At 71.5% G+C, this 24828-nt stretch carries 26 protein-coding genes; 23 read left to right on the top strand and 3 right to left on the bottom strand.

Features of this window, described 5'->3' with window-relative positions:
• Positions 1 to 98 precede the first annotated feature (98 nt).
• The 5 genes from BLW47_RS09830 (at position 99) to BLW47_RS09810 (ending at position 7314) form a co-directional block, all read left to right on the top strand.
• Positions 99 to 920, top strand: coding sequence for a polysaccharide deacetylase family protein (locus tag BLW47_RS09830; RefSeq protein WP_091554793.1), 822 nt, complete (start codon positions 99 to 101; stop codon positions 918 to 920).
• A gap of 11 nt (positions 921 to 931) precedes the next feature.
• A complete protein-coding gene (locus BLW47_RS09825; RefSeq protein WP_091554791.1) occupies positions 932 to 2194 on the top strand; it encodes an MFS transporter in 1263 nt (420 codons plus the stop codon).
• A 91-nt stretch (positions 2195 to 2285) separates the two neighbouring features.
• The gene (thrB, locus tag BLW47_RS09820; protein WP_091554790.1) at positions 2286 to 3230 is read left to right on the top strand and encodes a homoserine kinase; all 945 of its coding nucleotides are present in this window, start codon (positions 2286 to 2288) and stop codon (positions 3228 to 3230) included.
• Between the two features lie 295 nt (positions 3231 to 3525).
• Entirely contained in the window at positions 3526 to 5505 is a 1980-nt protein-coding gene (gene rho / locus BLW47_RS09815) for a transcription termination factor Rho (protein WP_091554787.1), read from the top strand.
• Between the two features lie 216 nt (positions 5506 to 5721).
• Positions 5722 to 7314 (top strand): nitric oxide synthase oxygenase, encoded by a 1593-nt coding sequence (locus BLW47_RS09810; protein ID WP_175543571.1) that lies wholly within the window; start codon positions 5722 to 5724, stop codon positions 7312 to 7314.
• A gap of 72 nt (positions 7315 to 7386) precedes the next feature.
• On the opposite strand, the gene BLW47_RS09805 is transcribed toward BLW47_RS09810, so the two are convergent.
• On the bottom strand, positions 7387 to 8283 hold the full coding sequence (locus BLW47_RS09805; protein WP_091554785.1) for a phosphatase domain-containing protein: 897 nt from the start codon (positions 8281 to 8283) through the stop codon (positions 7387 to 7389).
• A 3-nt stretch (positions 8284 to 8286) separates the two neighbouring features.
• Positions 8287 to 9405 (bottom strand): RNA ligase, encoded by a 1119-nt coding sequence (locus tag BLW47_RS09800; protein WP_245736566.1) that lies wholly within the window; start codon positions 9403 to 9405, stop codon positions 8287 to 8289.
• 193 nt (positions 9406 to 9598) lie between these two features.
• Between BLW47_RS09800 and rpmE the strand changes: the two genes are divergently transcribed.
• From rpmE to BLW47_RS09710, 18 genes are all read left to right on the top strand, one after another.
• Positions 9599 to 9823, top strand: a complete 225-nt coding sequence (gene rpmE / locus BLW47_RS09795) for a 50S ribosomal protein L31 (protein ID WP_091554783.1) — start codon at positions 9599 to 9601, stop codon at positions 9821 to 9823.
• Positions 9824 to 9920: 97 nt separating this feature from the next.
• A complete protein-coding gene (gene prfA, locus BLW47_RS09790; RefSeq protein ID WP_091554781.1) occupies positions 9921 to 11009 on the top strand; it encodes a peptide chain release factor 1 in 1089 nt (362 codons plus the stop codon).
• 99 nt (positions 11010 to 11108) lie between these two features.
• Complete coding sequence (gene prmC / locus BLW47_RS09785) at positions 11109 to 11990, top strand: peptide chain release factor N(5)-glutamine methyltransferase (protein ID WP_091555716.1); 882 nt, start codon at positions 11109 to 11111, stop codon at positions 11988 to 11990.
• Between the two features lie 39 nt (positions 11991 to 12029).
• Positions 12030 to 12674, top strand: coding sequence for an L-threonylcarbamoyladenylate synthase (locus BLW47_RS09780; RefSeq protein WP_091555714.1), 645 nt, complete (start codon positions 12030 to 12032; stop codon positions 12672 to 12674).
• Entirely contained in the window at positions 12675 to 13292 is a 618-nt protein-coding gene (locus BLW47_RS09775) for an arsenate reductase/protein-tyrosine-phosphatase family protein (RefSeq protein WP_091554779.1), read from the top strand.
• A gap of 97 nt (positions 13293 to 13389) precedes the next feature.
• Positions 13390 to 14664, top strand: coding sequence for a serine hydroxymethyltransferase (locus tag BLW47_RS09770; RefSeq protein ID WP_091554776.1), 1275 nt, complete (start codon positions 13390 to 13392; stop codon positions 14662 to 14664).
• Entirely contained in the window at positions 14661 to 15062 is a 402-nt protein-coding gene (locus BLW47_RS09765; RefSeq protein ID WP_091554774.1) for a hypothetical protein, read from the top strand. Before BLW47_RS09770 ends, BLW47_RS09765 begins: the two co-directional genes overlap by 4 nt.
• A gap of 119 nt (positions 15063 to 15181) precedes the next feature.
• A complete protein-coding gene (locus BLW47_RS09760; RefSeq protein WP_245736565.1) occupies positions 15182 to 15442 on the top strand; it encodes an AtpZ/AtpI family protein in 261 nt (86 codons plus the stop codon).
• Between the two features lie 27 nt (positions 15443 to 15469).
• Positions 15470 to 16270 carry a F0F1 ATP synthase subunit A gene (atpB, locus tag BLW47_RS09755; RefSeq protein WP_245736564.1) on the top strand — a complete coding sequence of 267 codons (801 nt, stop codon included), beginning with the start codon at positions 15470 to 15472 and terminating at the stop codon, positions 16268 to 16270.
• 98 nt (positions 16271 to 16368) lie between these two features.
• Positions 16369 to 16590 (top strand): ATP synthase F0 subunit C, encoded by a 222-nt coding sequence (gene atpE / locus BLW47_RS09750; RefSeq protein WP_091554773.1) that lies wholly within the window; start codon positions 16369 to 16371, stop codon positions 16588 to 16590.
• A 67-nt stretch (positions 16591 to 16657) separates the two neighbouring features.
• On the top strand, positions 16658 to 17191 hold the full coding sequence (locus BLW47_RS09745) for a F0F1 ATP synthase subunit B (RefSeq protein WP_091555708.1): 534 nt from the start codon (positions 16658 to 16660) through the stop codon (positions 17189 to 17191).
• Positions 17191 to 18015, top strand: coding sequence for a F0F1 ATP synthase subunit delta (locus BLW47_RS09740; RefSeq protein ID WP_091554771.1), 825 nt, complete (start codon positions 17191 to 17193; stop codon positions 18013 to 18015). Before BLW47_RS09745 ends, BLW47_RS09740 begins: the two co-directional genes overlap by 1 nt.
• Positions 18016 to 18071: 56 nt before the next feature.
• Entirely contained in the window at positions 18072 to 19667 is a 1596-nt protein-coding gene (atpA, locus tag BLW47_RS09735; RefSeq protein WP_091554770.1) for a F0F1 ATP synthase subunit alpha, read from the top strand.
• Between the two features lie 8 nt (positions 19668 to 19675).
• Positions 19676 to 20599 (top strand): F0F1 ATP synthase subunit gamma, encoded by a 924-nt coding sequence (locus BLW47_RS09730; RefSeq protein ID WP_091554769.1) that lies wholly within the window; start codon positions 19676 to 19678, stop codon positions 20597 to 20599.
• Entirely contained in the window at positions 20599 to 22038 is a 1440-nt protein-coding gene (atpD, locus tag BLW47_RS09725; protein ID WP_091554767.1) for a F0F1 ATP synthase subunit beta, read from the top strand. Before BLW47_RS09730 ends, atpD begins: the two co-directional genes overlap by 1 nt.
• Before the next feature lie 183 nt (positions 22039 to 22221).
• Entirely contained in the window at positions 22222 to 23337 is a 1116-nt protein-coding gene (locus tag BLW47_RS09720; protein WP_091554766.1) for an LCP family protein, read from the top strand.
• An 88-nt stretch (positions 23338 to 23425) separates the two neighbouring features.
• Positions 23426 to 23707 carry a F0F1 ATP synthase subunit epsilon gene (locus tag BLW47_RS09715; protein ID WP_091554764.1) on the top strand — a complete coding sequence of 94 codons (282 nt, stop codon included), beginning with the start codon at positions 23426 to 23428 and terminating at the stop codon, positions 23705 to 23707.
• A 15-nt stretch (positions 23708 to 23722) separates the two neighbouring features.
• Entirely contained in the window at positions 23723 to 24172 is a 450-nt protein-coding gene (locus tag BLW47_RS09710) for a DUF2550 domain-containing protein (protein WP_091554763.1), read from the top strand.
• A gap of 15 nt (positions 24173 to 24187) precedes the next feature.
• Here the strand turns inward: BLW47_RS09710 and BLW47_RS09705 are convergent, their stop codons facing one another.
• Positions 24188 to 24766, bottom strand: coding sequence for a cob(I)yrinic acid a,c-diamide adenosyltransferase (locus tag BLW47_RS09705; RefSeq protein ID WP_091555706.1), 579 nt, complete (start codon positions 24764 to 24766; stop codon positions 24188 to 24190).
• Between the last annotated feature and the right edge of the window lie 62 nt (positions 24767 to 24828).

Here is a 24828-nt window from a genome sequence, read left to right as displayed (position 1 = left end):
CCGCGGATTTCCCGGCGCCTCTCATGCCGCCGCGGCGGCATGAGGGGCGCCTTTCGGGAAACAGATATGTGGGATGCCCCGAGTGGCGGGAGCAGACCATGGGGGATGAGAGGGCCAGGGCGACGCGCCGCACGTTTCTGCGGCGGGGCGGCCTGCTGATGGCGGGCGCGGGTCTCGGCGCGGCCGGGTTCGCGGAGGCCGCCGACGTCACCGACCGCAAGCTGCCGATCCGGGCCGGCGCGGCCGGCGCCACGAGGCTGCAACCGAGCCGTCCGGGCCGCGGTGAGCTGCTGGTGACGTGGGCGGTGGAGACCGACCGCAAGCTGGTGGCGTTGACCTTCGACGACGGGCCGCGGCCGGAGTGGACCACGCTGGTGCTCGACACGCTGGAGCGGCACCGCGCCCCGGCCACCTTCTTCATGGTCGGGCAGCGGGCGCAGCGGCACGCCCCGGTCGTGCGCGGCCGGATGAACGGACACGAGGTCGGCAACCACACGTGGGCGCACCGGGATCTCGCCCGGACCGACCCCGCCGAGGCGCGCACCGAGCTGCGGCGGGCGCACGACGCGATCCAGGAGGCGACCGGGCAGGGGCCGTCGCTGCTGCGTCCGCCGTACGGCCATCTGGGCGGGGGAGCCGTGCTCGCCGCCGCCGAACTCGGCTACCACCTGGTGTTCTGGTCGCAACAGATGCTGGAGAAGCACTTCCACGACGACCCGGGGGCCCAGGCGCGCGAGGTCGTGGCGAAGACGCAACCGGGCACGATCCTGCTCGCCCACGACGTGGGCAAGCCGGAGCGGCTGGTGGGGATCCGCGCGTTGCCCGAGCTGATCGAGGGGCTGCGGGGGCGGGGGTACGAGTTCGTCACGGTGTCCGAGCTGATGCGGGCGCGGCGGGGGCCGCCGGGATCGACGGAGTAACCTCCCGGTACGTGGCGTCTCCAGTGTCGGTCCTTACGCACAACCGCGATTTCCGCAATCTGTTCCTCGCCGAACTCGTGGTGTTCGGGGCCGACTGGTTCGTCATGGTGCCGTTGCTGGTGCTGCTGCCCGACCTGACCGGCAGCGGGGTCTGGGGAGCGCTCGTGCTCGCCGCCGACACCGGCATCGTCGCGCTGCTGCTGCCGTACACCGGCACGATCGCGGACCGGGTGGACCGCAAGAAGATCATGATGGTGGCGAACCTCGCCGCGCTGGTCGGGGCGCTGCTCCTGCTCGGCGTGCGTAGCGGCGCCACCGCCTGGTTGGCGCTCGCCGCGATCGGCGCGATCGCCGTGGCCAAGGCGTTCTACTCGCCGGCGGCGCAGGCCGCGCTCCCCAACGTCGTCGACGCGCCGGAGCTCGCCGCCGCCAACGCGGTCGCCGGGTCCGCGTGGGGCACGATGACCGTCGTCGGCGCGTCGCTGGGCGGCGTGTTGACCACCGCGTTCGGGCCGTACGCCTGTTTCTGGATCGCGGCGGGAAGTCTGGCCGCCGCGGCCGTGCTGGCCCGGCGGATCGCCCGCCCGTTGCAGGCGCCCCGCGACCACGCCGTGCCGGCGCAGCGGACCTGGGCCGCGATCCGCGAGGCGCTGTCCTACGTCGGACAGCGGCCCCGGGTGCTCGCCCTGGTCACCGTGAAGACGGCGGTGGGGCTGGGCAACGGCGTGCTGACGGTCTTTCCGTTGCTGCCTGGCCTGTTCGGGGTCGGCGCGGTCGGCACCGGTCTGCTCTTCGCCGCCCGCGGGGCCGGCGCGCTGGTCGGTCCGATGCTGATGCGCAACGTCCTGACCCGGCGTTCCTGGCTGCTGCCGGGGCTGGCGGTGTCGATGTCGACCTACGGGCTGGCGTATCTGGGCGCGTCGTTCGTGCAGTGGTTTCCGCTGGTGTTGGCGCTGGTCTTCGTGGCGCACCTCGGCGGCGGCGGCAACTGGGTGATGTCGAACTACGCGCTGCAGGGCGAGGTGCCGGACCGGCTGCGCGGCCGGGTCTTCGCCACCGACATGATGCTCGCGACGCTGGCCGTCTCGGTGAGCCAGCTCGTGGTCGCCCTCATGGTCGACCACATCGACGCGCGGGTGGTGCTGGCCGGATGCGGCCTGGTCACGCTGACCTACGCGGTCGGCTGGCGGATCGCCACCCGCCGGCTCTCCCTGCACGATCCGGCCGTCGGGCCCGCCGACGACCTGCGCGGCGTCGACGCCCAGCGCCCGTGACCCCGGCGGCCCCCGCCGCGGGTCGTCCCATGGGTCGGACGTGTCCACGTGAGACATCGTGGGGCGCCCCGCAGGCTTTAGCATGTGCCGAATGGGTGTCTCCTTCGTCGCCGAGCCGGTGCACGTCCGGACGCCGGCCACCAGCGCCAACCTCGGGCCCGGCTTCGACGCGCTCGGGCTCGCGTTGGCGCTGTACGACGACGTCACCGCGCGGGTCACCGACGCCGGCTGTCACGTCGAGGTGACGGGCGAGGGCGCGGGGGAGCTCCCGACCGACGAGACCCACCTGCTCGTGCGCGCGATGCACGCGACCTTCGACGTCCTCGGCGCCCGCCCGGCCGGGCTCGCCGTCTCCTGCGTCAACCGGATCCCGCAGGCGCGCGGGCTCGGCTCCTCCTCGGCCGCCATCGTGGCGGGCGTGCTGCTCGCCCGGGCGCTGGTGGTCGACGGCGCGGCCCGGCTCGACGACGCCGGAATGCTGCGGATCGCCGCGCGGTTGGAGGGACATCCGGACAATGTCGCGCCGTGTCTGCTCGGCGGCTTCACCATCGCCTGGACCGAGCCGGACGGGGCGCGCGCCGTGACCCTGCCGGCCGCGGTTGGCGTACGCCCGACGGTTTTCGTGCCCGACGAGCGCGGCCTGACCGCGGTCGCGCGCGCGGCGCTGCCGGCGACCGTGCCGCACCCGGACGCCGCGCTCAACGCGGGACGGGCCGCCCTGCTGACGCACGCGCTCACCGCGGACCCGGCGCTGCTGCTGCCGGCCACCGAGGACCGGCTGCACCAGCAGTACCGGGCGGCGGGGATGCCCGAGACGGCGGCGCTGGTCGCGGCGCTGCGTGAGGCCGGTGTGGCGGCCGTGGTCAGTGGGGCGGGACCGACGGTCCTGGCGCTGACCGAGGTGCCCGAGGACTTCGCCGTGGGAATCGGCTGGGCTGCCCGAACGTTGCCGGTAGACGTAACCGGGGCCAGGATTCAAGGGGCTATACTGGGACACGCCGAGCGGGACCCTGTTGCCGCAGGTCGGAAGAGTTGATTAGGCTCTAGGCCTAGCACAGCCGCGAAGCACGCGATCTCCTGCGGGGCGGCGCACCCCCGAAGCTATCGGCGGTCAGCCCGTCTCACCCCTGCCTAGGCCTAACGCCAAACCGCAGTCTCCACAGATCGCCGCAGACGCCGAGACCTACCCGCCGTTCCGGCGAGTCGGGAAACCGGCGGGCTGCTGTGCGAAAGACTCCCGCGACGCGTCACGCGAGGCGGGTGCACCGAGGCCGCCCGGCCACCAAGCGCTTCGATCCGGGCAGCCCCGGCCTATCGAGGGAAGGAATCCATTGAGCGACACCACCGACGTGACGTCGGATGTCTCGAACGTCGCTGACGACGCCACCACGGCCCCCGTCCGCCGCCGGCGGTCCGGGACCGGTCTGTCGGCGATGCTGCTGCCAGAGCTGCAGAGTCTGGCCGCGTCGCTCGGCATCTCCGGTACGGCCCGCATGCGTAAGGGCGAGTTGATCGCGGCGATCTCCGAGCGCCAGGCCGGCGCCGGCGCCGCGGGTGCACCGCGTCCGCGAGCCGAGGTCGCTGCCGCGGCCGCGCCGGCTCGCGAGGAGGTACGTGCCGAGGTGCGTGCCGGCGAGCGGGTCGAGGCCGAGCGCCGGACCAACGGCGAGCCGGCGGCGGTCGCCGCCGCGCCCGCGACCGAGGAGCGCCAGCGCGCGCCGCGGCGCAGCCGGGCGGCCGAGCGTACGGAGGAAACGGCCGAACGGGCCGAGCGCGACGCCGAACGGACCGACCGGGCGGCCGAGCGGTCCGAGCGGGCCGAGTCCCGCCGCGACCGCGGTGAGCGTGGCGACCGCGGCGACCGTGCCGAGCGCGGCGAGCGCGGTGAGCGTGGCGAGCGCGGTGAGCGTGCCGAGCGCGGTGAGCGTGCCGAGCGCGGTGAGCGTGCCGAGCGCGGTGAGCGTGCCGAGCGCGGTGACCGTGGCGAGCGCGGTGAGCGTGCCGAGCGCGGTGACCGTGGCGAGCGCGGCCAGCGGGTCGAGCGGGACGCGGACGGCGACGACGACGGCGAGGGCGGCGGCCGCCGCAGCCGGCGCAGCCGCTTCCGGGACCGCCGCCGTGGCCGCGGCGAGCGTGGCGAGGGCGCCGAGGGCGGCCGCGAGCCGCAGGTGACCGAGGACGACGTGCTCGTCCCGGTGGCCGGCATCCTCGACGTGCTCGACAACTACGCGTTCGTGCGCACGACCGGCTACCTGTCCGGTCCGAACGACGTCTACGTCTCCATGTCCCAGGTCAAGAAGTACGGCCTGCGCCGCGGCGACGCCGTCACCGGCGCGGTGCGCGCCACCCGCGAGGGTGAGCAGCGCCGCGACAAGTACAACCCGTTGGTTCGGCTCGACACGATCAACGGGATGGACCCGGATGAGGCGAAGCGCCGGCCGGAGTTCTACAAGCTGACGCCGCTCTACCCGCAGGAGCGCCTGCGGTTGGAGACGGAGCCGCACATCCTCACCACCCGGGTCATCGACCTGGTGATGCCGATCGGCAAGGGCCAGCGGGCGCTCATCGTCTCGCCGCCGAAGGCCGGTAAGACCATGGTGCTGCAGGCGCTCGCCAACGCGATCACCCGCAACAACCCCGAGGTCCACCTGATGGTGGTGCTGGTCGACGAGCGGCCCGAAGAGGTCACCGACATGCAGCGGTCGGTCAAGGGCGAGGTCATCGCGGCCACGTTCGACCGTCCGCCGCAGGACCACACCACGGTCGCCGAGCTGGCGATCGAGCGGGCCAAGCGCCTGGTCGAGCTCGGCCACGACGTGGTCGTGCTGCTCGACTCGGTGACCCGGCTCGGCCGGTCGTACAACCTGGCCGCGCCGGCCAGCGGCCGCATCATGTCCGGTGGTATCGACTCCACCGCGCTCTACCCGCCCAAGCGCTTCCTGGGCGCGGCGCGCAACATCGAGAATGGTGGGTCACTGACCATCCTCGCCACCGCGCTGGTGGAGACCGGTTCCATGATGGACACGGTCATCTTCGAGGAGTTCAAGGGCACGGGCAACGCCGAGCTCAAGCTCGACCGGAAGATCGCCGACAAGCGGGTCTTCCCGGCGATCGACATCCATCCGTCGGGCACGCGCAAGGAGGAGATTCTCCTGGCGCCCGAGGAGCTGGCGATCACGCACAAGCTCCGCAAGGTCCTGTCCTCGCTGGACTCGCAGGCGGCGCTGGACCTGCTGCTCGACCGGCTCAAGCAGAGCCGGACGAACATCGAGTTCCTGATGCAGATCGCGAAGTCCGCTCCGGGCGAGTAACGCCGGGGTTTGTCAAGGGGCGCGAGCCGGATCGCACACGCGGTCCGTCTCGCGCCCCTTTCGCATTGAACGCGTTTCGTGTTTGATGCCATTCGCGGCTTACGGTCGGTTGGTGTCGTCGAGCTGTGCGGGCAGCATGGCCTCACGCGGCGGCGCGTCGGGTTGTGGCACACCGTGGCGGCTGCGTCGCGAAACGTTCGCCGAGGAGGAGCGCACATGACGGTACCGGGGTATCGGGACGCGCCGATCGAGACATGGGACCCGGCGGCGCCGATCGATCCGGGCGAGGCCGAGGAATTCCTGCGGCAGTGCTACGCGGAGAATCCCCGGCTCGGCCCGGTCGAGCCACGACTCTCCGAGGTGCGCGCGCAACTCGCCGAAACCGGCGTCTACCGGCACACCGCCGACGAACTGTCGTACGGCGCGAAGCTGGCCTGGCGCAACGCGAGCCGCTGCATCGGCCGGCTCTACTGGCGCAGCCTCGTGGTCCTCGACCGGCGCGACGTCACCGCCGCCGACGGCATCTTCGACGCGCTCGTCCACCATCTCCACCTGGCCGGCGGCACCGACGCGCCTAGCCGCGAGCCCGGCACGATCCGGCCCGTGATCTCCGTCTTCGCGCCCGCGACGCCCGGCCGGCCGTACCCGCGGGTGTGGAACGACCAGCTCATCCGGTACGCCGGTTACCGCAACGCCGACGGCAGCGTGACCGGCGATCCCCGCTCGGTCGGGTTCACCGCGGCGGTGCGCGAGTTCGGCTGGACGAGCAAGGGCGACGCGTTCGACGTGCTGCCGCTGGCCATCGAGACCCCCGACGAGGGCCTGCGGCTCTTCGAGCTTCCCGACCGGGCCGTGCTGGAGGTGCCGCTGGCCCACCCCGAGCTGCCCTGGTTCGCCGACCTCGGGCTGCGCTGGCACGCCGTACCGGCCATCTCCAACATGCGGCTCACCATCGGCGGGTTGCACTATCCACTCGCGCCGTTCAACGGCTGGTACATGGGGACCGAGATCGGGGCGCGGAACCTCGCCGACCCCGACCGCTACGACATGCTGCCGGAGGTCGCGCGCCGGATGGGCCTCGACACGTCGCGCGCGAGCACGCTCTGGCGGGACCGGGCGCTGGTGGAGCTCAACCGGGCGGTGCTGTGGTCGTACGAGCGGGCCGGGGTGAAAATCAGCGACCATCACACCGAGTCCGAGCGCTTCCTCGCCCATGTCCGCAACGAGGAGCGCGCCGGCCGCCAGGTGCCGGCCGACTGGAGTTGGATCGTCCCACCCCTCTCCGGCGGTGCGACCGGCGTGTTCCACCGCTACTACCACGAGGCGGACCTGCGGCCGAACTTCTACCTCGACGACGAGGCGCGGGCGCTGAGCCGGGGAGACGTCCCCGCCCCGGCGGGCCGGCACGCCGCCCAGCGGTCGGTGGCCGCGCCGGAGCCGTCGGCGGGCGCGTCGGAGCCGTTGGTGGCCGCGCCGGAGCCGTTGGCGGGCGCGCCGGAGCTCCCGCCGCCCGCGCTCAAGCCCGACTACGTCGCGCTGCCCTGGTACGCGCCCGGCCCGCGCACCGAGGCGCTGCCGCTGCCGCTGCCGTGGGCCGAGCCGCCGCGGTCCACGCCGTCCGGCGCCGGGCCGGCGCCGCAGCCGCGCTCGGGGTTGGCGCAGCCGCGCTCCGGGTTGGCGCAACCGGGTTCGGGACCGGCGCAGTCGGGTTCGGGGTCGGCGCAGTCGGGTTCGGGGCCGGACCCGGACGACGCGTCGGGCGCGGAGTCGCCGCCGGCGCTGCGGCCGGCGTGCCCGCTGGGGCACTGACCGCCCGGACCGCGCGAGGTCAGGCCCGCGGCCTGACCTCGCGCGGCGCGTGGGGCCCGCGACCGGCCCGCGTCAGAAGTCGCCCTCGGCGACCTGGAAGACGGTCAGACCCAACTCGCGCCACATCCGTACCACCTGCATCCGGTCGTCGAAGACGCCGATCACGTGGTAGCGGTCCCGCACCTCGCGCTCGAAGATCTCCTTCTTCACGATCGAGTCCTTGCGGGAGTCGCCGGCCGCCCGCATGTGCAGCTCCAGGTACGGCACGCCGACGTGCTCGGCGAGCCACCTCTGGGTCGCCGCCCGGGCCGTGTCGTCGCGGCCGCTGCAGAACACCACGCCGTAGCCGGCGCCGTGCATCGCCCGGACGGCCGCGATGACGGCGTGGTTGGGCGCGTCCTCGCCGACCCGCGTCATGTCGTACGGGCTCCGGTTACGCATCAGCGCGACCGTGCCGTCGATGTCGACGAGCACCACCTCCGGAGCCTCCGCCGGCGGCGCGTAGACCGTCGCCGGACCGCCCGTCTCCACCGTCGGCACCAGCAGCGGCAGCTTCTTGCCGGCGAGGTAACGCTGGTGCATCCGGCGGATCGCGTCCTCGCCCACCCGGTCCTCCTCGGAGCGCTCGGCGTCGCGCCGGATGCACTCCTCCAAGGGGATGTCGGTGAAGTCGTGCACCTCGACGGTGGCGCCGAAGCGGGCCGCGAGCTCGGCCCACTCCCTCACCGTGCGGGACCGCAGGTTGGTGTCGTCGACGCACACATCGGCCTTCGCCCGCAGCAGCGCCTCGACCTGGGCCCGCTGCGCCGCCGTCACCTGTCCCTCCGCCCATTGCGTGAACAGCCGGGTGCCGTGCAGCATCCGGCGCAGGTCGTCGCGGTTGACCCGGACGACGGAGGGCTGCAGCTTGCGGGCGAACGTGGTCTTGCCGGAGGCGGGCAGCCCCCGGGTGAGGATCAGACGGGCCATCGGTTACTCCACGAGGTGCGGCGTGCGGTCCGCCGCGGGGCGGACCTGCTGCCAGAGCAGGGGGCGGTAGTCCTTGCCGTCGAGCCGCAGGAAGAGGCAGCCCCGGTCGGGATGGGCGACGGCGTGTCGGGCGAAGTCGCGCCGGGTCCAACCGTCGGGCAGGGCCGCCACGATCTCACGGTACGCGGACTCGATCGCCGCGGTGCGGGCCTCGACTGTCTCGGTCAGCTCGGCCGCGACGCCGTGAACCCAGGGGTGAAACTCGTCCGGAAGTGGCTCGATGAAGGCGGCAAGAGCACTGGGGTCGCCGTGCCCGGCCACCATCAGCTCCCACACGACGCGGGCGTTGAGGCCGGTGACGAGGCGGTGCAGCCGCACGTACTCGGCGTATTTGATTTTCACCCGCTCGTCGGTGTCCGGAAAGTGCACGACCAGCCCTTCGCGGTTGCCGCGGGCGGGCGCGGCGAGCGCGTCGGCCAGGGTGGCGTAGCGGAACCGTTCGACCGCCGGGCCGGGCCAGTCGGGTACGGCGTCCGGGCCGTGCGTGCGGCCGGTGGCGATGTCGACCGCGCCGAGCAGGACGAGGTCGTCGAAATCGCCGTAGTCCAGGACGATCCGGTTGGCGGGGAAGATCACCTCGACCAGGACGGTCAGCCCGGGCGGTGGGGCGAATCCGGCGTACCGGGTGCGCAGCAGCTGGGTGGCGTGCCGGGCCTGGGTCGAGGCGAACGAGCCCCGGGTGGCGACCGCGAAGCCGTCGCCGTCGGGGTAGATGATCCCGAGGGAGCCGTCCGCTTTGTCGGTCACCGTGACTTTCGCGTCGAGTCGGAGGGCTGGTGCGCCGATCTGATCATGGTTGAAGAACTTGGGAAAGGGACGGGCGAGCACAGCTCCGGTGGCGTCGTCGACGATCAGCCCCCGGCAGGTCAGCGTCACGGGGGTCCAGGCGCCCGCGTAGACGCACGCCTCCGTGTAGTTGTAGATCGAGAGCGCACGGTCGGGGTGACGCTGCACCCGTACGTGCCCGGCGGCGACGGCGGCCGCGAGCGCGGCGGGGTCCACGACGTCGGAGACGGGCGTGACCGGGGTGAGGGCGGCGGTGGTCACGGTGGCGGCCTCCACGAGCGGGAATGATCAAGGGGGCCGTCACGTTATCCCCACGGACCAGTAGCCGCAGCCCCATTTCGCCGGCCGCGCGAGCCGCATGGCACACTGGTCAATCGGCCACGGTTCCGGTTCACGCTCGAGTCCGCCCGCGAGGCGCGGCGGACGAAGACGGCGACCCGGCGACCATCAACGAAAGGACCGAGGCGTTATGAAGGCGAACATCCACCCGGAGTACGTGGTGACCGAGGTCACCTGCTCCTGCGGCGCCAAGTTCACGACCCGCAGCACCGCCAAGAGCGGCGAGATCCACGTCGAGACCTGCAGCGACTGCCACCCGTTCTACACGGGCAAGCAGCGCGTGCTCGACACCGCCGGCCGGGTCGCCAAGTTCCAGCAGAAGTACGCCAAGGTTCAGGCGGCCAAGAAGAAGTAGCTGTTCCGACGGCGCCCGCCCATCCCGGCCTCTCCGCCGGGGGCGGGCGCCGTCCGCATGTTCCGGTCCGCGCCTTGGAGATGATTGGAGTACGAGCATGAGCAGTGAACGCCTCGCCGCGCTCCTCGACGAGTACGCGGAGCTGGAGAAGCGCCTTGCCGACCCGTCGATCCACGCCGACCAGGCGACCGCCCGCCGCGTCGGGCGGCGCTTCGCCGAGCTGGTGCCGCTGCACAAGGCCGCCGGCGAGCTGGAGCAGGCGCGGGCCGACCTGAGCGCCGCCCGCGAGCTGGCCGACGAGGACCCGGCGTTCGCCGCCGAGGCGGAGACGATCGCGGCCGGGCTGCCGGCGCTGGAGGAGCGGCTCGCGGAGCTGCTGATCCCGCGTGACCCGCACGACGCCAAGGACGTGATCCTGGAGATCAAGGCGGGGGAGGGCGGCGAGGAGTCCGCGCTCTTCGCCGGGGACCTGCTGCGGATGTACATGCGGTACGCCGAGCGGCACGGCTGGGTCACCGAGGTGCTCGACGCCCAGGACTCGGACCTCGGCGGCGTGAAGGACGTCTCGCTGGCGATCAAGACCAAGGGCGTGCCCGAGGGCGGCAACGGCGTCTGGTCGCGGCTCAAGTGGGAGGGCGGCGTGCACCGCGTGCAGCGGGTGCCGGTCACCGAGTCGCAGGGGCGCATCCACACCAGCGCGGCGGGCGTGCTGGTCCTGCCGGAGGCCGAGGACGTCGACGTGACGATCGACCCCAACGACCTGCGAATCGACGTGTTCCGGTCGTCGGGGCCGGGCGGTCAGTCGGTCAACACCACCGACTCGGCGGTGCGGATCACCCACCTGCCCACCGGCATCGTGGTCTCCTGCCAGAACGAGAAGAGCCAGCTGCAGAACCGCGAGCAGGCGATGCGGATCCTGCGGGCGCGGCTGCTGGCCGTCGCCCAGGAGCAGGCGGACGCGGCCGCCTCCGACGCCCGCAAGGCGCAGGTGCGCACGGTGGACCGCTCGGAGCGGATCCGCACGTACAACTTCCCGCAGAACCGGATCACCGACCACCGGATCGGCTTCACCGCGTACAACCTGGATCTGGTGCTCGCCGGCGAGCTGGACGGGGTGCTGGACGCACTCACCGAGGCCGACCGCGCCGCGCGGCTGGCCGGCGAGACCGAGCTCTCCCGCCGCTGAGCGACATCGTCGGTCGCACCCCGGCCTCGGCGGCGCCGTCCGACGGTCGATGATTATCCCGTGACCGGCTCCCGCGAACACCCCACCGAACCCGGCGCGCTGCCGGAACGGACACCGGCGTCGTCGGCGGTGGCGACCGCGACGGCGGCGCTGTCCCGCGCCGGAGTGCCGTCGGCGCGGGCCGACGCCGAGTTCCTCGCCGCGGCCGTGCTGGCCGTGTCGCGGGGGCGGCTCGCCCTGACCGAGGGGTTCACCCCGAGCGCGCTGCGCCGCTTCGAGGCGCTGGTGGCGCGGCGGGCGACCCGGGAGCCACTGCAGCACCTGATCGGCACGGCGGCGTTCCGGTATCTGGAGCTGGCGGTCGGGCCCGGCGTCTTCGTGCCGCGTCCCGAGACCGAGTTGCTCGCCGGCTGGGGGGTGGAGCAGGCGCGGCGGCTGCCGCCGGGGGCGACCGTGGTCGACCTGTGCGCCGGCAGCGGGGCGATCGCCCTCTCGGTGGCGAACGAGGTACCGGACGCCCGCGTGGTGGCGGTGGAGTTCTCGGCGGAGGCGCTGGGGTGGCTGCGGCGCAACGCGGCGGACCGGGCGGCGGCCGGGGACCGGCCGATCGAGGTGGTGGCGTCGGACGTGACCGCCCCGGACCTGCTGGCGGAGCTCGTCGGCGGGGTGGACGTGCTGCTCTGCAACCCGCCGTACGTGCCGGACGGGACGCCGGTGCCGCCGGAGGTCGCCGAGCACGATCCGGCGCAGGCGGTCTTCGGCGGGCCCGACGGGCTGACCGTGATCCGGCCGGTGATCGCGCGCGCCGCCGCACTGCTGCGTCCCGGCGCGGTGCTCGGCATCGAACACGACGACACCCACGCCGACGCGGTGCCGGCGCTGCTCGCCGCCGACGGGCGGTTCGCGGAGGTCGTCAGCCATCGGGACCTCACCGGGCGACCCCGCTTCGCCACCGCCGAACGCACGTCGTTGAGCGGCTGAACCATCGGCGGCGGGGGCGTGGCACACTAAGTGACCGTGATGCTCTACGACTGCCGGTCCCTGGCCGAACGTGACCGAGGTATCGCCGCGGCGATCGAGGCGGTCAAGAACGGTGAGCTTGTCGTGCTGCCCACCGACACCGTGTACGGGCTGGGCGCGGACGCGTTCACGCCGTACGCCGTGACGGCCCTGCTGGACGCCAAGGGACGCGGCCGGCACATGCCCCCGCCGGTCCTGGTCGGCTCCCGGCACACCCTCGACGGCCTGGTCCTCACGCTGCCGCAGACCGCGCGGGACCTCGTCGAGGCGTTCTGGCCGGGCGCGCTGACCATCGTGGTCGAGCACTCGCCCAGCCTGCAGTGGGACCTGGGCGACAGCGGCGGGACGGTGGCGGTCCGGATGCCGCTGCACCCGGTCGCCCTGGAGGTGCTGCAGGAGACGGGGCCGATGGCCGTCTCCTCGGCCAACAAGACGGGGCAGCCGGCGGCGGTGACCGCGGAGGAGGCCCGCGATCAGCTGGGCTACGCGGTCCGGACGTATCTGGAGGCCGGGCCCTGCCCGGACCCGGTGCCGAGCACGATCGTCGACCTGACCGGCGACGTTCCGCGGGTGCTGCGCGCCGGCGCCATCCCGCTGGAGAAGCTGCGTGACGTCGTGCCCGACATTGTGGGCGCGGTGTCCTGAGTGCCCCCGTTCACCGTCCTGCACGTGTGCATGGGCAACATCTGCCGGTCGCCGATGGCCGAGCGGCTGCTCACGCTGGCCGTACGCCGGCGGGTGGCGCGGCTGCCGGCCGGGCCGTCGCCGTCGCTCGCCGACGAGCTGCTGCACAGCCACAGCGCCGGCACCGGCGGCTGGCACGCCGGTGAGGAGATGAACCCGCCGGCGGCGCGGCAGGTGCGGGCGCGCGGCGGCGACCCCGACGGGTTCGCGGCGCGCAAGCTGCGCTCGGAGCACATCGACGCGGCGGACCTGGTGCTGACCGCCACGGCGGACCAGCAGGAGTACGTGGTCGCGCTCCGCCCGGATGCCGCCGGCCACACCTTCGTGCTCGGCGAGTTCGGCCGGCTGCTGGCCGGCGTCGACGTCGGCGCGCTGCCGCTGGCCGAGCCCGGCCCGGACGCGGTCTTCGCCCGCGGGGTCGCGCTCGTGCAGGCGGTGGACGCCGCCCGGAAGGCGACCGGGCCGCTGCCGGGCGACGACCTGGACGACCCGTGGGGCCGCGGCGACCAGTGCTTCAGCCGGGTGGCCGACGAGATCTGCGAGACCGTGGAGCCGCTCGCCGCGATCCTGCTGCCCTGACCGCCGACCGCCGCTGACCGGGGCCGATGGCGCGTCCGGGCCCGAGTGGGGGCGGCACCTAGACTCGGGCGGTGACCACCCGAGGCAGGAGAGCGCGATGACCACTTTCTGGGGGCCGGACTTCGCCGAGTTGGAGGCGACCGACCCGGAGATCGCGTCGGTGGTCCTCGGGGAGCTCGACCGCCTCCGTGGCGGCCTGCAGTTGATCGCCAGCGAGAACTTCAGCTCACCCGCGGTGCTCGCCGCGCTCGGCTCCACGCTCACGAACAAGTACGCCGAGGGCTATCCCGGGCGGCGTTACTACGGCGGGTGCGCGGAGGTCGACCGGGCGGAGGAGATCGGGATCGCCCGGGCGAAGGAGCTCTTCGGCGCCGAGCACGCGAACCTGCAGCCGCACTCCGGCGCGTCGGCGAACCTGGCGGCGTACGCGGCGCTGCTGCAGCCGGGGGACACGGTGCTCGCGATGGACCTGCCGCACGGCGGGCACCTCACCCACGGCAGCAAGGTCAACTTCTCCGGCAAGTGGTTCGGCACGATCGGCTACACGGTGCGCAGGGACACCGAGCTGATCGACTACGACGAGGTGCGCGATCTCGCGCTGGATCACCGGCCCAAGATGATCATCTGTGGCGCCACGGCGTACCCCCGACTGATCGACTTCGCCCGGTTCCGGGAGATCGCCGACGAGGTGGGCGCCTACCTGATGGTGGACGCGGCGCACTTCATCGGGCTGGTCGCCGGCAAGGCCATCCCGTCGCCGGTGCCGTACGCCGACGTGGTCTGCTTCACCACGCACAAGGTGCTGCGGGGCCCGCGCGGCGGCATGATCCTGTGCCGGGAGGCGCTGGCGCAGCGCATCGACAAGGCGGTCTTCCCGTTCACCCAGGGCGGGCCGCTGATGCACGCCGTGGCGGCGAAGGCGGTCGCGCTGCGCGAGGCGGCGCTGCCGGAGTACCGGTCGTACGCGGCGCAGGTGGTGCGCAACGCCCGGGCGCTGGCGGCCGGGCTGGCCGACGAGGGGATGCGGCCGGTCTCCGGCGGCACCGACACCCATCTGGCGCTGGTCGACCTACGCGAGGTCGGGGTGACCGGCCGGGACGCGGAGGAGCGCTGCGACCTCGCGAAGATCACACTCAACAAGAACGCGATCCCATACGACCCGGAGAAGCCGATGATCGCCTCCGGTGTCCGGGTCGGCACGCCCAGCGTGACGACGCAGGGGATGCGGGAGCTCGAGATGCGGCGGATCGCCGGGCTGATCGCCCGCGCGGTGCGCACCGATCCGTCGGCCGCCGGCGGCGCGGACGCGCTGGCCGAGATCGCCGGTGAGGTCTCCGAGCTGGTCGCCGAGTTCCCGGCGTACCCGCGATGATGCGCGCCCGGCTGCGGCACCTGCCGGTGCCGCTGATGGTCTCCGCCGTCCTGTTGGTGATCGTGGCAGCTGTCGGTTGGGCGCTCGACGGCGGCGCGGGAGCGGCCGGGGGAGCGGCCGGGGTTGCCCTGGTCGCCGTCAGCTACGTGCTCTCCAGCCTCGCGCTGGCCTGGGCCGACTCGGTCTCTCCCAGGCTGGTGCTGACGGTCGGGCTGGTGACCTACATGCTCAAGTTCGGCCTGCTCGGCGCGGCGGTCTTCGCGGTCGCGGCGACGGGCTGGGCGGGGCTGCGCATGACGGCGATCGGCATCATCGTCGGCACCGTGGCCTGGGTCGTCGCACAGGTGTGGTGGACCGCGAAGGCGAAGATCCCATACGTGGAGATCGAACCCAAGTGATCATTGTGTGGGGCGAGCCGGACATTATGTCCGGACGGATTCCGCGCGCCACGCAACAGGAGTAGCGTGTGCTCTCGCCTGTCGCCCGATGCGCCCACACAACCCCGGTTGTGCGGGGGGTGAGCCGCAACCTCATTCCCGCGGCTGATATCGTTCGCCCCGTCATGGCCGATGACCAATCCTCCAAGCCCCCCGAGCGTTCGGGAGCTGATGCGGGTTGGGCTGCCCTCGGTTACCTGCTCGGCGGAATGATCGTGTGGGGAGGTATCGGGTGGCTCGTCGACCGTTGGCTGGGCCTGCCGAACGTCGGGCTGCTGATCGGACTGATCGGCGGCACGGTGGCCGGGGTTTATCTGACCGTGAAGAAGCTGGGCGCGTGATCATGCCCGACCGACGGAGGATGCGAGTTGTCTGAGGTCCCGACCGTTCTCGCCGCGGAGTTCCCGCCCGGGGTGGAGAGCTTCGACTTCCCCAGCCTGATCCCGGCGCTCGAGGGCACGGCATGGGCGGCGGCGTTCACCAAGGTCACCCTGCTGGTCTGGATCGCGGCCGCGATCACGGTGATCTTCTTCCTGGTGACCTACCGCAACCCGCAGCTGGTGCCGACCAAGAAGCAGTGGCTGGCCGAGTCGGTGTACGGCCTGGTGCGCGACAACATCGCCAAGGACATCATCGGCAAGGAGGGTGCGCGTTTCGCCCCCTACCTGACCACGGTCTTCGTCTTCATCCTGGTCAACAACCTCTGGGGCATCTTCCCGTTCGCGCAGATCCCCCCGATGTCGCACATCGCGTTCCCGATGGTCCTGGCCGTCTTCTCCTGGGCGCTCTACATCGGCGTCGGTATCCGCAAGCACGGGTTCCTCGGCTACCTGAAGAGCAGCGTCTGGGTGTCCGGCGCGCCGCTCTGGGTGCAGCCGATCCTGGTGCCGATCGAGTTCTTCTCGAACCTGCTGCTGCGCCCGGTCACGCTGGCGGTCCGGCTCTTCGCCAACATGTTCGCCGGCCACATGATCCTGCTGGTCTTCACCCTCGGCGGCGTCGCGCTCTTCCAGGCGGAGTCGCTGTTCATCAAGCCGGTCGCGTTCCTGAGCTGGGGCATGGCGATCGTGATGACCCTGTTCGAGCTGGGCATCCTGGCGCTGCAGGCCTACGTCTTCACGCTGCTGACCGCGACCTACCTGCAGGGCTCGCTCGCCGAGGAGCACTGAGCGCCCGCCCGGCACCCCGCTACACCCTGATCGACAACTGAAAATCGACCTAAACGTGCGCGTGATGGTCACGCGTTCAACGCAGGAGGAAAACGATCATGGCTCTTGCCGAGATTGCCGGCAACCTCAACGCCATCGGCTACGGCATCGCCGCCCTGGGCCCCGGCATCGGCGTTGGTCTGGTGTTCGCCGCCTACATCCAGGCGACCGCCCGCCAGCCCGAGAGCGCCGGCCTGACCCGCGTCTACATGTTCATGGGCTTCGCCGTCATCGAGGCGCTCGCCCTGCTGGGCCTGGTCCTCGCGTTCGCGCTCAGCTAGTCGGGCCCGCACGAGCTGACTGGGCGACCGGCCGGGAACGGCCGGTCACTGGCGAAGGGAAATGTCCATGTACCTAGCTGCGGAGGGTGGCGCGGGGAGCAGCATCCTGCTCCCGCCCCTTTCTGAGATCATCGTTGGTCTCGTCGCCTTCAGCGTGGTCCTGTTCATCCTGGTCAAGTTCGTCTTCCCCCGCATGGAGGCGATGTACCAGGCGCGGGTCGAGGCGATTGAGGGTGGCATCAAGCGGGCCGAGGCGGCGCAGGCCGAGGCGAACAAGCTGCTCGAGCAGTACAAGACGCAGCTCGCCGAGGCGCGCACCGACGCGGCGAAGATCCGCGACGACGCCCGGGCCGACGCCGAGGGCATCCGCCAGGACATCCTCGCCAAGGCCCGGGAGGAGTCCGACCGCATCATCGCGGCCGGCAAGGAGCAGCTCGCGGCCGAGCGGCAGACCATCGTCCGGGAGCTGCGCGCCGAGGTCGGCACGCTCGCGGTCGACCTGGCGAGCCGGATCGTGGGCGAGTCGCTGGCCGATGAGGCGCGCCGCAAGGGCAGCGTCGACCGGTTCCTGGCCGACCTCGAGAGCTCGGGAGCGCGCTGATGGAGTCCGCCACCAGCCGGGAGTCGTACGCGGCCGCGCGTGAGCGCCTGGCCGCGTACGTCCGGGGTGCCGAGCCGACGGAGATCGCCGAGCGGGCCGAGGAGATCCTGGCGGTCGCCGACCTGCTCCGGCGCGAGCCGCGGCTGCGGCGGGCGCTGTCGGACCCGGCCCGCGCCGGCGCCGAGCGCGCCGGGCTGCTGCGCGGCCTGCTCGCCGGCAAGGTCGCGACCGAGACCGACGACCTGCTGGCCGTCGTGGTCGAGGGCCGTTGGTCGGCCCCGTCCGAGCTGCTGGACGCGACCGAGCGGCTCGGCGTGGACGCGCTGCTGGCCGGCGTGGAGCGCGCCGGCGAGCTCGCGGAGGTCGAGGACGAGCTGTTCCGCTTCGGGCAGATCATCGACGGTGACCCCGAGCTGGCCGCCGCGATCGGCGATGTGACCGCCGACCCGGCGCGCCGCAGCGACCTGGCGCGCGTCCTGCTGGCGGGCAAGGCCCGGCTGGCCACGATCCGGCTGGCCGAGCTGGCGGTGCGGGGCTTCGGCGGCCGCTCCGTGAGCGCGGCGCTGAGCCGGCTGGTCGAGCTGGCCGCCGAGCGGCGCGACCGGCAGGTGGCCCACGTCACCGTGGCCGCCCCCCTCACGGAGGAGGAGGACCGACGGCTGGGCGACAAGCTCGCCGAAATGTACGGTCGAAAGGTCGCCGTGAAGTACACGGTCGACCCGGCGGTCCTCGGTGGGATGAGCGTGCTGGTCGGTTCCGACCTGTACGACGGAACTGTGCGGCGCCGCCTCATCGACACCCGCAAGGCGCTTTCCGGGCGCTGATTCTGACCACGCCGTTCCGGGATCATCCGGGCTCTAAGAAATAGAGGAAGCAGACGATGGCCGAGCTGACCATCTCGTCAGACGAAATCCGTGGCGCGCTTGAGCGCTACGTCTCCTCCTACACGCCGGAGCTGTCTCGCGAAGAGGTCGGCACGGTGAGCGATGCCGGTGACGGCATCGCCCACGTCGAGGGCCTGCCCTCGACGATGGCCAGCGAGCTGCTCGAGTTCGAGGACGGCACGCTGGGCGTGGCGCTCAACCTCGACGTCCGCGAGATCGGTGTCGTCGTCCTCGGCGACTACTCGGGCATCGAGGAAGGCCAGCGCGTCAAGCGCACCGGCCGGGTTCTCTCGGTGCCGGTGGGCGACAAGTTCCTGGGCCGCGTGGTCAACGCGCTCGGCGAGCCGGTCGACGGCCTCGGCGAGATCGAGAGCGAGGGCTTCCGCGAGCTGGAGCTGCGCGCCCCGAACGTGGTCTCGCGGCAGAGCGTCAGCGAGGCGATGTCGACCGGCATCAAGGCGATCGACGCCATGACGGCGATCGGTCGCGGCCAGCGCCAGCTGATCATCGGTGACCGGCAGACCGGCAAGACCACGGTCGCCCTGGACACGATCATCAACCAGCGCGCCAACTGGCAGACCGGCGACCCGAAGAAGCAGGTCCGCTGCATCTACGTGGCGATCGGCCAGAAGGCCTCCACCATCGCCTCGGTCAAGGGCACCCTCGAGGCGCACGGCGCGATGGAGTACACCACCATCGTCGCGTCGCCCGCCTCCGACCCGGCCGGCTTCAAGTACATCGCCCCGTACGCCGGCTCGGCGATCGGCCAGCACTGGATGTACGGCGGCAAGCACGTTCTCATCGTCTTCGACGACCTGAGCAAGCAGGCCGAGGCGTACCGCGCGGTCTCGCTGCTGCTGCGCCGCCCGCCGGGCCGCGAGGCCTACCCGGGCGACGTCTTCTACCTGCACTCCCGCCTCCTGGAGCGCTGCGCCAAGCTCTCCGACGAGCTGGGTGGCGGCTCGATGACCGGCCTGCCGATCATCGAGACGAAGGCCGGCGACATCTCGGCCTTCATCCCGACCAACGTCATCTCGATCACCGACGGGCAGGTCTTCCTCCAGACCGACCTGTTCAACCAGGGCGTCCGGCCGGCGATCAACGTCGGCACCTCGGTCTCCCGGGTCGGTGGCGCCGCGCAGCCCAAGCCGATGAAGAAGGTCGCCGGCCGGCTCCGTCTCGACCTCGCGCAGTACCGCGAGCTGGAGTCGTTCGCCGCCTTCGCCTCGGACCTGGACGCGGCGTCGCGCCGGCAGCTGGAGCGCGGTGCGCGACTGGTGGAGCTGCTGAAGCAGCCGAACTACTCGCCGTACCCGCCGGAGGAGCAGACCATCTCGGTCTGGGCCGGCACCGAGGGCAAGCTCGACGACGTTCCGGTCGAGGAGGTCCGCAAGTTCGAGGGCCAGTTCCTCGAGTACGTCCGGCACAACTACAAGTCGACGCTCGAGGCGATCGCCAACAACACCTGGGACGACGAGATCATCGCCAAGCTCGACGAGGCGATCGGCAAGTTCAAGCAGCAGTTCATGCCGGCCGAGCAGATCGCCCAGCCGGGCCAGGGCTCGGACGTGCCCCCGGTCGAGAACAAGTAGGGGTCTAGATGCCGGCCCAGGTTCGCGCTCTTCGCGGGCGGATCCGCTCCGCGAAGAACATGAAGAAGATCACCAAGGCGATGGAGCTCGTCGCGACGAGCCGCATCGCCAAGGCGCAGGCACGGCTCGAGGCCTCCCGTCCGTACGCCGAGGCCATCACCGGCGTGCTCACGGCGCTGTCGGCGAACGCCACGATCGACCACCCGCTGCTGACCGCGCGTCAGCAGGTGCGGCGGGCCGGCGTGGTGGTCGTGACCAGCGACCGCGGCCTGGCCGGCGGCTACAGCTCCAACGCCATCCGCGAGGCGGAGTCGCTCATGGAGCGGCTCCGCCGGGATGGGAAGGAGCCGGTCCTCTACGTTGTTGGACGTAAGGGTGTGGCGTACTACCGGTTCCGCAACGTGGCGATCGAGGCCAGCTGGACGGGCTTCTCGGAGCAGCCGGCGTTCGACGACGCCCGCACGATCGGGGAGACGCTGATCGAGGCGTTCACCCGGAGCGCGGAAGACGCGGACGCGACCGCCGGGCCGGACCGGGTGCTCGGCCTCGACGAGCTGCACATCGTCTACACGGAGTTCAAGTCGCTCATGACGCAGACTCCGGTGCCCGCGATCATCGGGCCGATGGAGATCGATAAGCAGTCCGACGGCGTGCTGCCGGCGTACGAGTTCGAGCCGGAACCCGAGGCGTTGCTCGACGCGTTGCTGCCGAAGTACATCAACACCCGCATCTACGCGGCGTTGGTCGAGTCGTCGGCGAGCGAGTCGGCGGCCCGTCGGCGCGCCATGAAGAGCGCGACCGACAACGCCGAAGAGGCGATCGAGAAGTACACCCGTGAGATGAACTCGGCACGACAGGCCGGGATCACCCAGGAGATCAGTGAGATCGTCGGCGGCGCGAACGCGCTCGCCGCGGCGGGAAGTGAAGTGTGATGACAGCGACTGTTGAGACCAAGACGGCGACCGGCCGCGTGGTCCGGGTCATCGGCCCGGTCGTCGACGCCGAGTTCCCGCGCGACGCGATGCCCGAGATCTTCAACGCTCTGCACGTGGATGTGGAGCTCTCCGAGGGCCGGCGGACGCTGACCCTCGAGGTCGCCCAGCACCTGGGCGACAACGTGGTCCGGGCGATCTCGATGCAGCCCACCGACGGCCTGGTGCGCGGTGTGGAGGTGCGGGACACCGGCTCCGCGATCACCGTTCCGGTGGGCGACGCGGTCAAGGGCCACGTGTTCAACGCGATCGGCGAGTGCCTCAACCTCAAGGAGGGGGAGCAGCTCGAGGTCAAGGACCGGTGGGAGATCCACCGCAAGGCCCCGGCCTTCGCCGACCTGGAGCCGAAGACCGAGATGCTGGAGACCGGCATCAAGGTGCTCGACCTGCTCGCCCCGTACGTCAAGGGCGGCAAGATCGGCCTGTTCGGTGGCGCCGGTGTGGGCAAGACGGTGCTCATCCAGGAGATGATCATCCGGGTCGCCAACAACTTCGGCGGCACCTCGGTCTTCGCCGGCGTGGGTGAGCGCACCCGCGAGGGCAACGACCTCATTGCCGAAATGACGGAGTCCGGCGTCATCGAGAAGACGGCGCTGGTCTACGGCCAGATGGACGAGCCGCCGGGCACGCGTCTGCGGGTCGCGCTCTCCGCGCTGACCATGGCGGAGTACTTCCGCGACGTGCAGAAGCAGGAAGTGCTGCTCTTCATCGACAACATCTTCCGGTTCACCCAGGCCGGCTCCGAGGTGTCGACCCTGCTGGGCCGGATGCCGTCGGCGGTGGGTTACCAGCCGACGCTGGCGGACGAGATGGGTGAGCTGCAGGAGCGGATCACGTCGGTCCGTGGCCAGGCGATCACCTCGATGCAGGCCATCTACGTGCCGGCGGACGACTACACCGACCCGGCGCCGTCGACCACGTTCGCGCACCTCGACGCCACCACCAACCTGGAGCGTTCGATCTCGGACAAGGGCATCTACCCGGCGGTGGACCCGCTGGCGTCCTCGTCGCGGATCCTCGCGCCGGAGTACGTGGGCGCCGAGCACTACGCGGTGGCCACCGAGGTGAAGCGGATCCTGCAGCGCTACCGCGACCTGCAGGACATCATCGCGATCCTCGGTATGGAGGAGCTCTCGGAGGAAGACAAGATCACCGTGGCCCGGGCCCGGCGGATCGAGCGCTTCCTGTCGCAGAACACCTTCGCCGCGGAGGTCTTCACCGGCATCAAGGGTTCCTACGTGCCGGTCAAGGACACCATCGAGGCGTTCCGGAAGATCAGCGAGGGCGAGTACGACCACTTCCCCGAGCAGGCCTTCTTCATGTGCGGTGGCCTCGATGACCTCGAGCGCAACGCGCGGGAACTGATGAAGAACGCCTGACCCCAGGCAATCTCGATCAAGGCGTCCTCCGTTCGCGGAGGGCGCCTTGATTGTTGTGCCGGTGGCGTTCGCCGCTTCTCCGGTGGCGTTTCCCGATCGCCGCGCTACGGTCGACGCAACGATGGGGGGCCCAGCTTCGTCTCTATTCATGAGGGACGACGGACGGAGGCGGTCGTGGGCAGGATGGGCAGAATCGGTCTGGGAGGAAAGGCGCCGTTGCCGCGCTGGGCGCGGTGGTGCACGGCCCTGGGCGCGCTGCTCATGCTGGTCAGCGGCGGCGTGCTGATCTCGGCGGAGGCGCTGCTGGCGCGCTACGAGGGCGCGGTGGGCAGCGCGGACCTCTTCGGCGACGGCCAGCCCAAGGAGCCCAAGAGCGACATCAAGGGCCCGCTGAACCTGCTGCTGGTCGGCATCGACCCGCGGGCGTCGAACCCCAACACCCCGCCGCTGGCCGACTCCATCCTGATCCTGCACGTGACGGAGTCGCTGGACCAGGCGTACCTCTTCTCGCTGCCGCGCGACTGGATCGTCGACATCCCCGCCTTCAAGACCGCGAACTTCGCCGGCGGCTCCGACCGGATCAACTCCGCCATGGCGTACGGCAGCCAGGTCCCCGGCCAGGAGAAGCCGGACCCGGCCCGCGGCTTCGAGCTGCTGGCCAAGACCGTGTCGCAGGCGACGGGCATCGCCCGCTTCGACGCCGGCGCGATCATCAACTTCACCGGGTTCCAGAAGATCGTGGACGCCATGGGCGGGGTCACGATGTACGTCGACACCGACGTCCGGTCCGAGCACCGGGAGCCGAACGGCCGGCACCGGCAGCTGAACCCGGCCGGCGAGGGCTACATCGGCCCGCAGGCGGAGTACAAGAAGGGCACCCGGCACCTGAAGGGCTGGCAGGCGCTCGACTATGTCCGGCAGCGTAAGACGCTCCCGGACGGCGACTACGGCCGCCAGCGTCACCAGCAGCAGTTCGTCAAGGCCATGGTCAACCAGGCCTTCAGCCGCGACGTGGTGACCAACCCGTTCAAGCTCGACGCCGTGCTGCGCGCCGCCGGCCAGTCGGTCATCTTCAACGGCCGCGGACACACCGTCGCCGAGTACGGGTTCGCGTTGCGCAACATCCGGGCCAGCTCGATCGTCATGATGCGACTGCCCGGGCAGTCGGTCTACGACGGCCGGGACTACCAGGGCGAGCGGCTCGAGCCGGTCGCGCAGGAGTTCTTCGGGGCGATCCGGGGAAACACCGTCGAGGCGTTCGTCGTCGGTCATCCCGAGCTGATCAACCGCGAGAAATAGCCCGTTGACGTGCTGCTCGCCACCCGGCTTGGGCGATTGGGACGGGCCGCATTAGACTCGGGCGATCCGCCGCCCACAAGGAGACAGCGTGGCTAAGCAGGTGCACGTCGAGCTCGTAGCCGTCGAAAAGAAGGTCTGGACCGGTGAGGCCGAGATGGTCGTCGCCCGGACGACCGAGGGCGAGATCGGTGTGCTTCCGGGGCACGCGCCGCTGCTGGGGCAGCTCGCGGAACCCGGCCAGGTGCGCATCAAGCTGAGCGGCGGGGAGCAGGTCGCGTACGACGTGGCCGGCGGCTTCCTCTCCGTCACCGCCGAGGGCGTGACCATCCTCGCCGAAGAGGCCGTGCCGGCCACCGCCGCCACGCACTGACCGCGCGACGTCACGATGCAGGCCCTGGAATGGATCGGAGTAGCGCTCCTGATCCTGCTTGCCGCCGTGACGGCCCTGTTCGTCCGCCGCGCCATCCTGGTCCGCGCGGGCGGCATCATCAGGCTCAACGTCCGGGTGTCGACGATGCTCGACGGGCGTGGGTGGTCGCCGGGCTTCGGGCGCTTCGTCGACGACGAGCTGCGCTGGTACCGGCTGTTCAGCTTCGCGATCCGCCCCAAGCGGGTGCTGTCGCGCCGGGGGCTCGCGGTCGAGCGCCGGCGGCTGCCCGAGGGGCAGGAACGGCTCGCCATGTCCCCGGACTGGATCATCCTGCGCTGTATCAGCCACCAGGCGCCGATCGAGATCGCGATGGCGAAGTCGACGGTGACCGGATTTCTCTCCTGGCTCGAGGCCGCCCCTCCGGGGGCGGCCTCGCCTATGGCCCAGGACTGGCCCGCAGCCTGACCCCGCCGGCGCCGGTCACTCCGTGCGCTTGCCGCCGGGCACCCAGAGCACGTCGCCGTCGGGATTTGCCGTTCTCGCCAGGATGAACAGCAGATCCGACAGCCGGTTGAGATACTTTGCCGGGAGGACACTGGTTCGTTCCGGTTCTTGACTGACCAGCGCCCATGCCGCGCGCTCGGCTCGCCGCGCCACTGTGCGGGCCACGTGCAACAGTGCCGCCCCGGCGGTGCCGCCCGGCAGGACGAAGGAGTCAAGCTTGGACAGCCGCGCGTTGTACTCGTCGCACCAGCCCTCGAGGCGGGTGACGTACTCCTCGGTGACCCGCAGCGGCGGGTACGCGGGGTCCGGCTCGATCGGCGTGGCCAGGTCGGCTCCGACGTCGAAGAGATCGTTCTGGATCGACGTGAGGATCGTCCGGAGCTCTTCGTCGAGCTGCCCCATCGCGATCGCGACCCCGAGCGCCGCGTTGGCCTCGTCGACCTCGGCGTACGCGCCGATCCGCGGGCCGGTCTTCGGGACCTGCTCGTTGTTGCTCAACCTGGTCATGCCGGTGTCGCCGGCCTTGGTGTAGATGCGCGTGAGGTGGACCGCCATGAGCCACAGCGTACGGATGCCCATCCCCGCCGTCGCGCCCGGCGCGGCCGAGCCCGGCACGG

It is taken from the genome of Micromonospora pattaloongensis, assembly GCF_900107255.1.
Taxonomy (GTDB): domain Bacteria; phylum Actinomycetota; class Actinomycetes; order Mycobacteriales; family Micromonosporaceae; genus Micromonospora_I; species Micromonospora_I pattaloongensis.
Note: the sequence above shows the minus strand (reverse complement) of the source record. Positions and strands in the feature narration are given on the sequence as shown.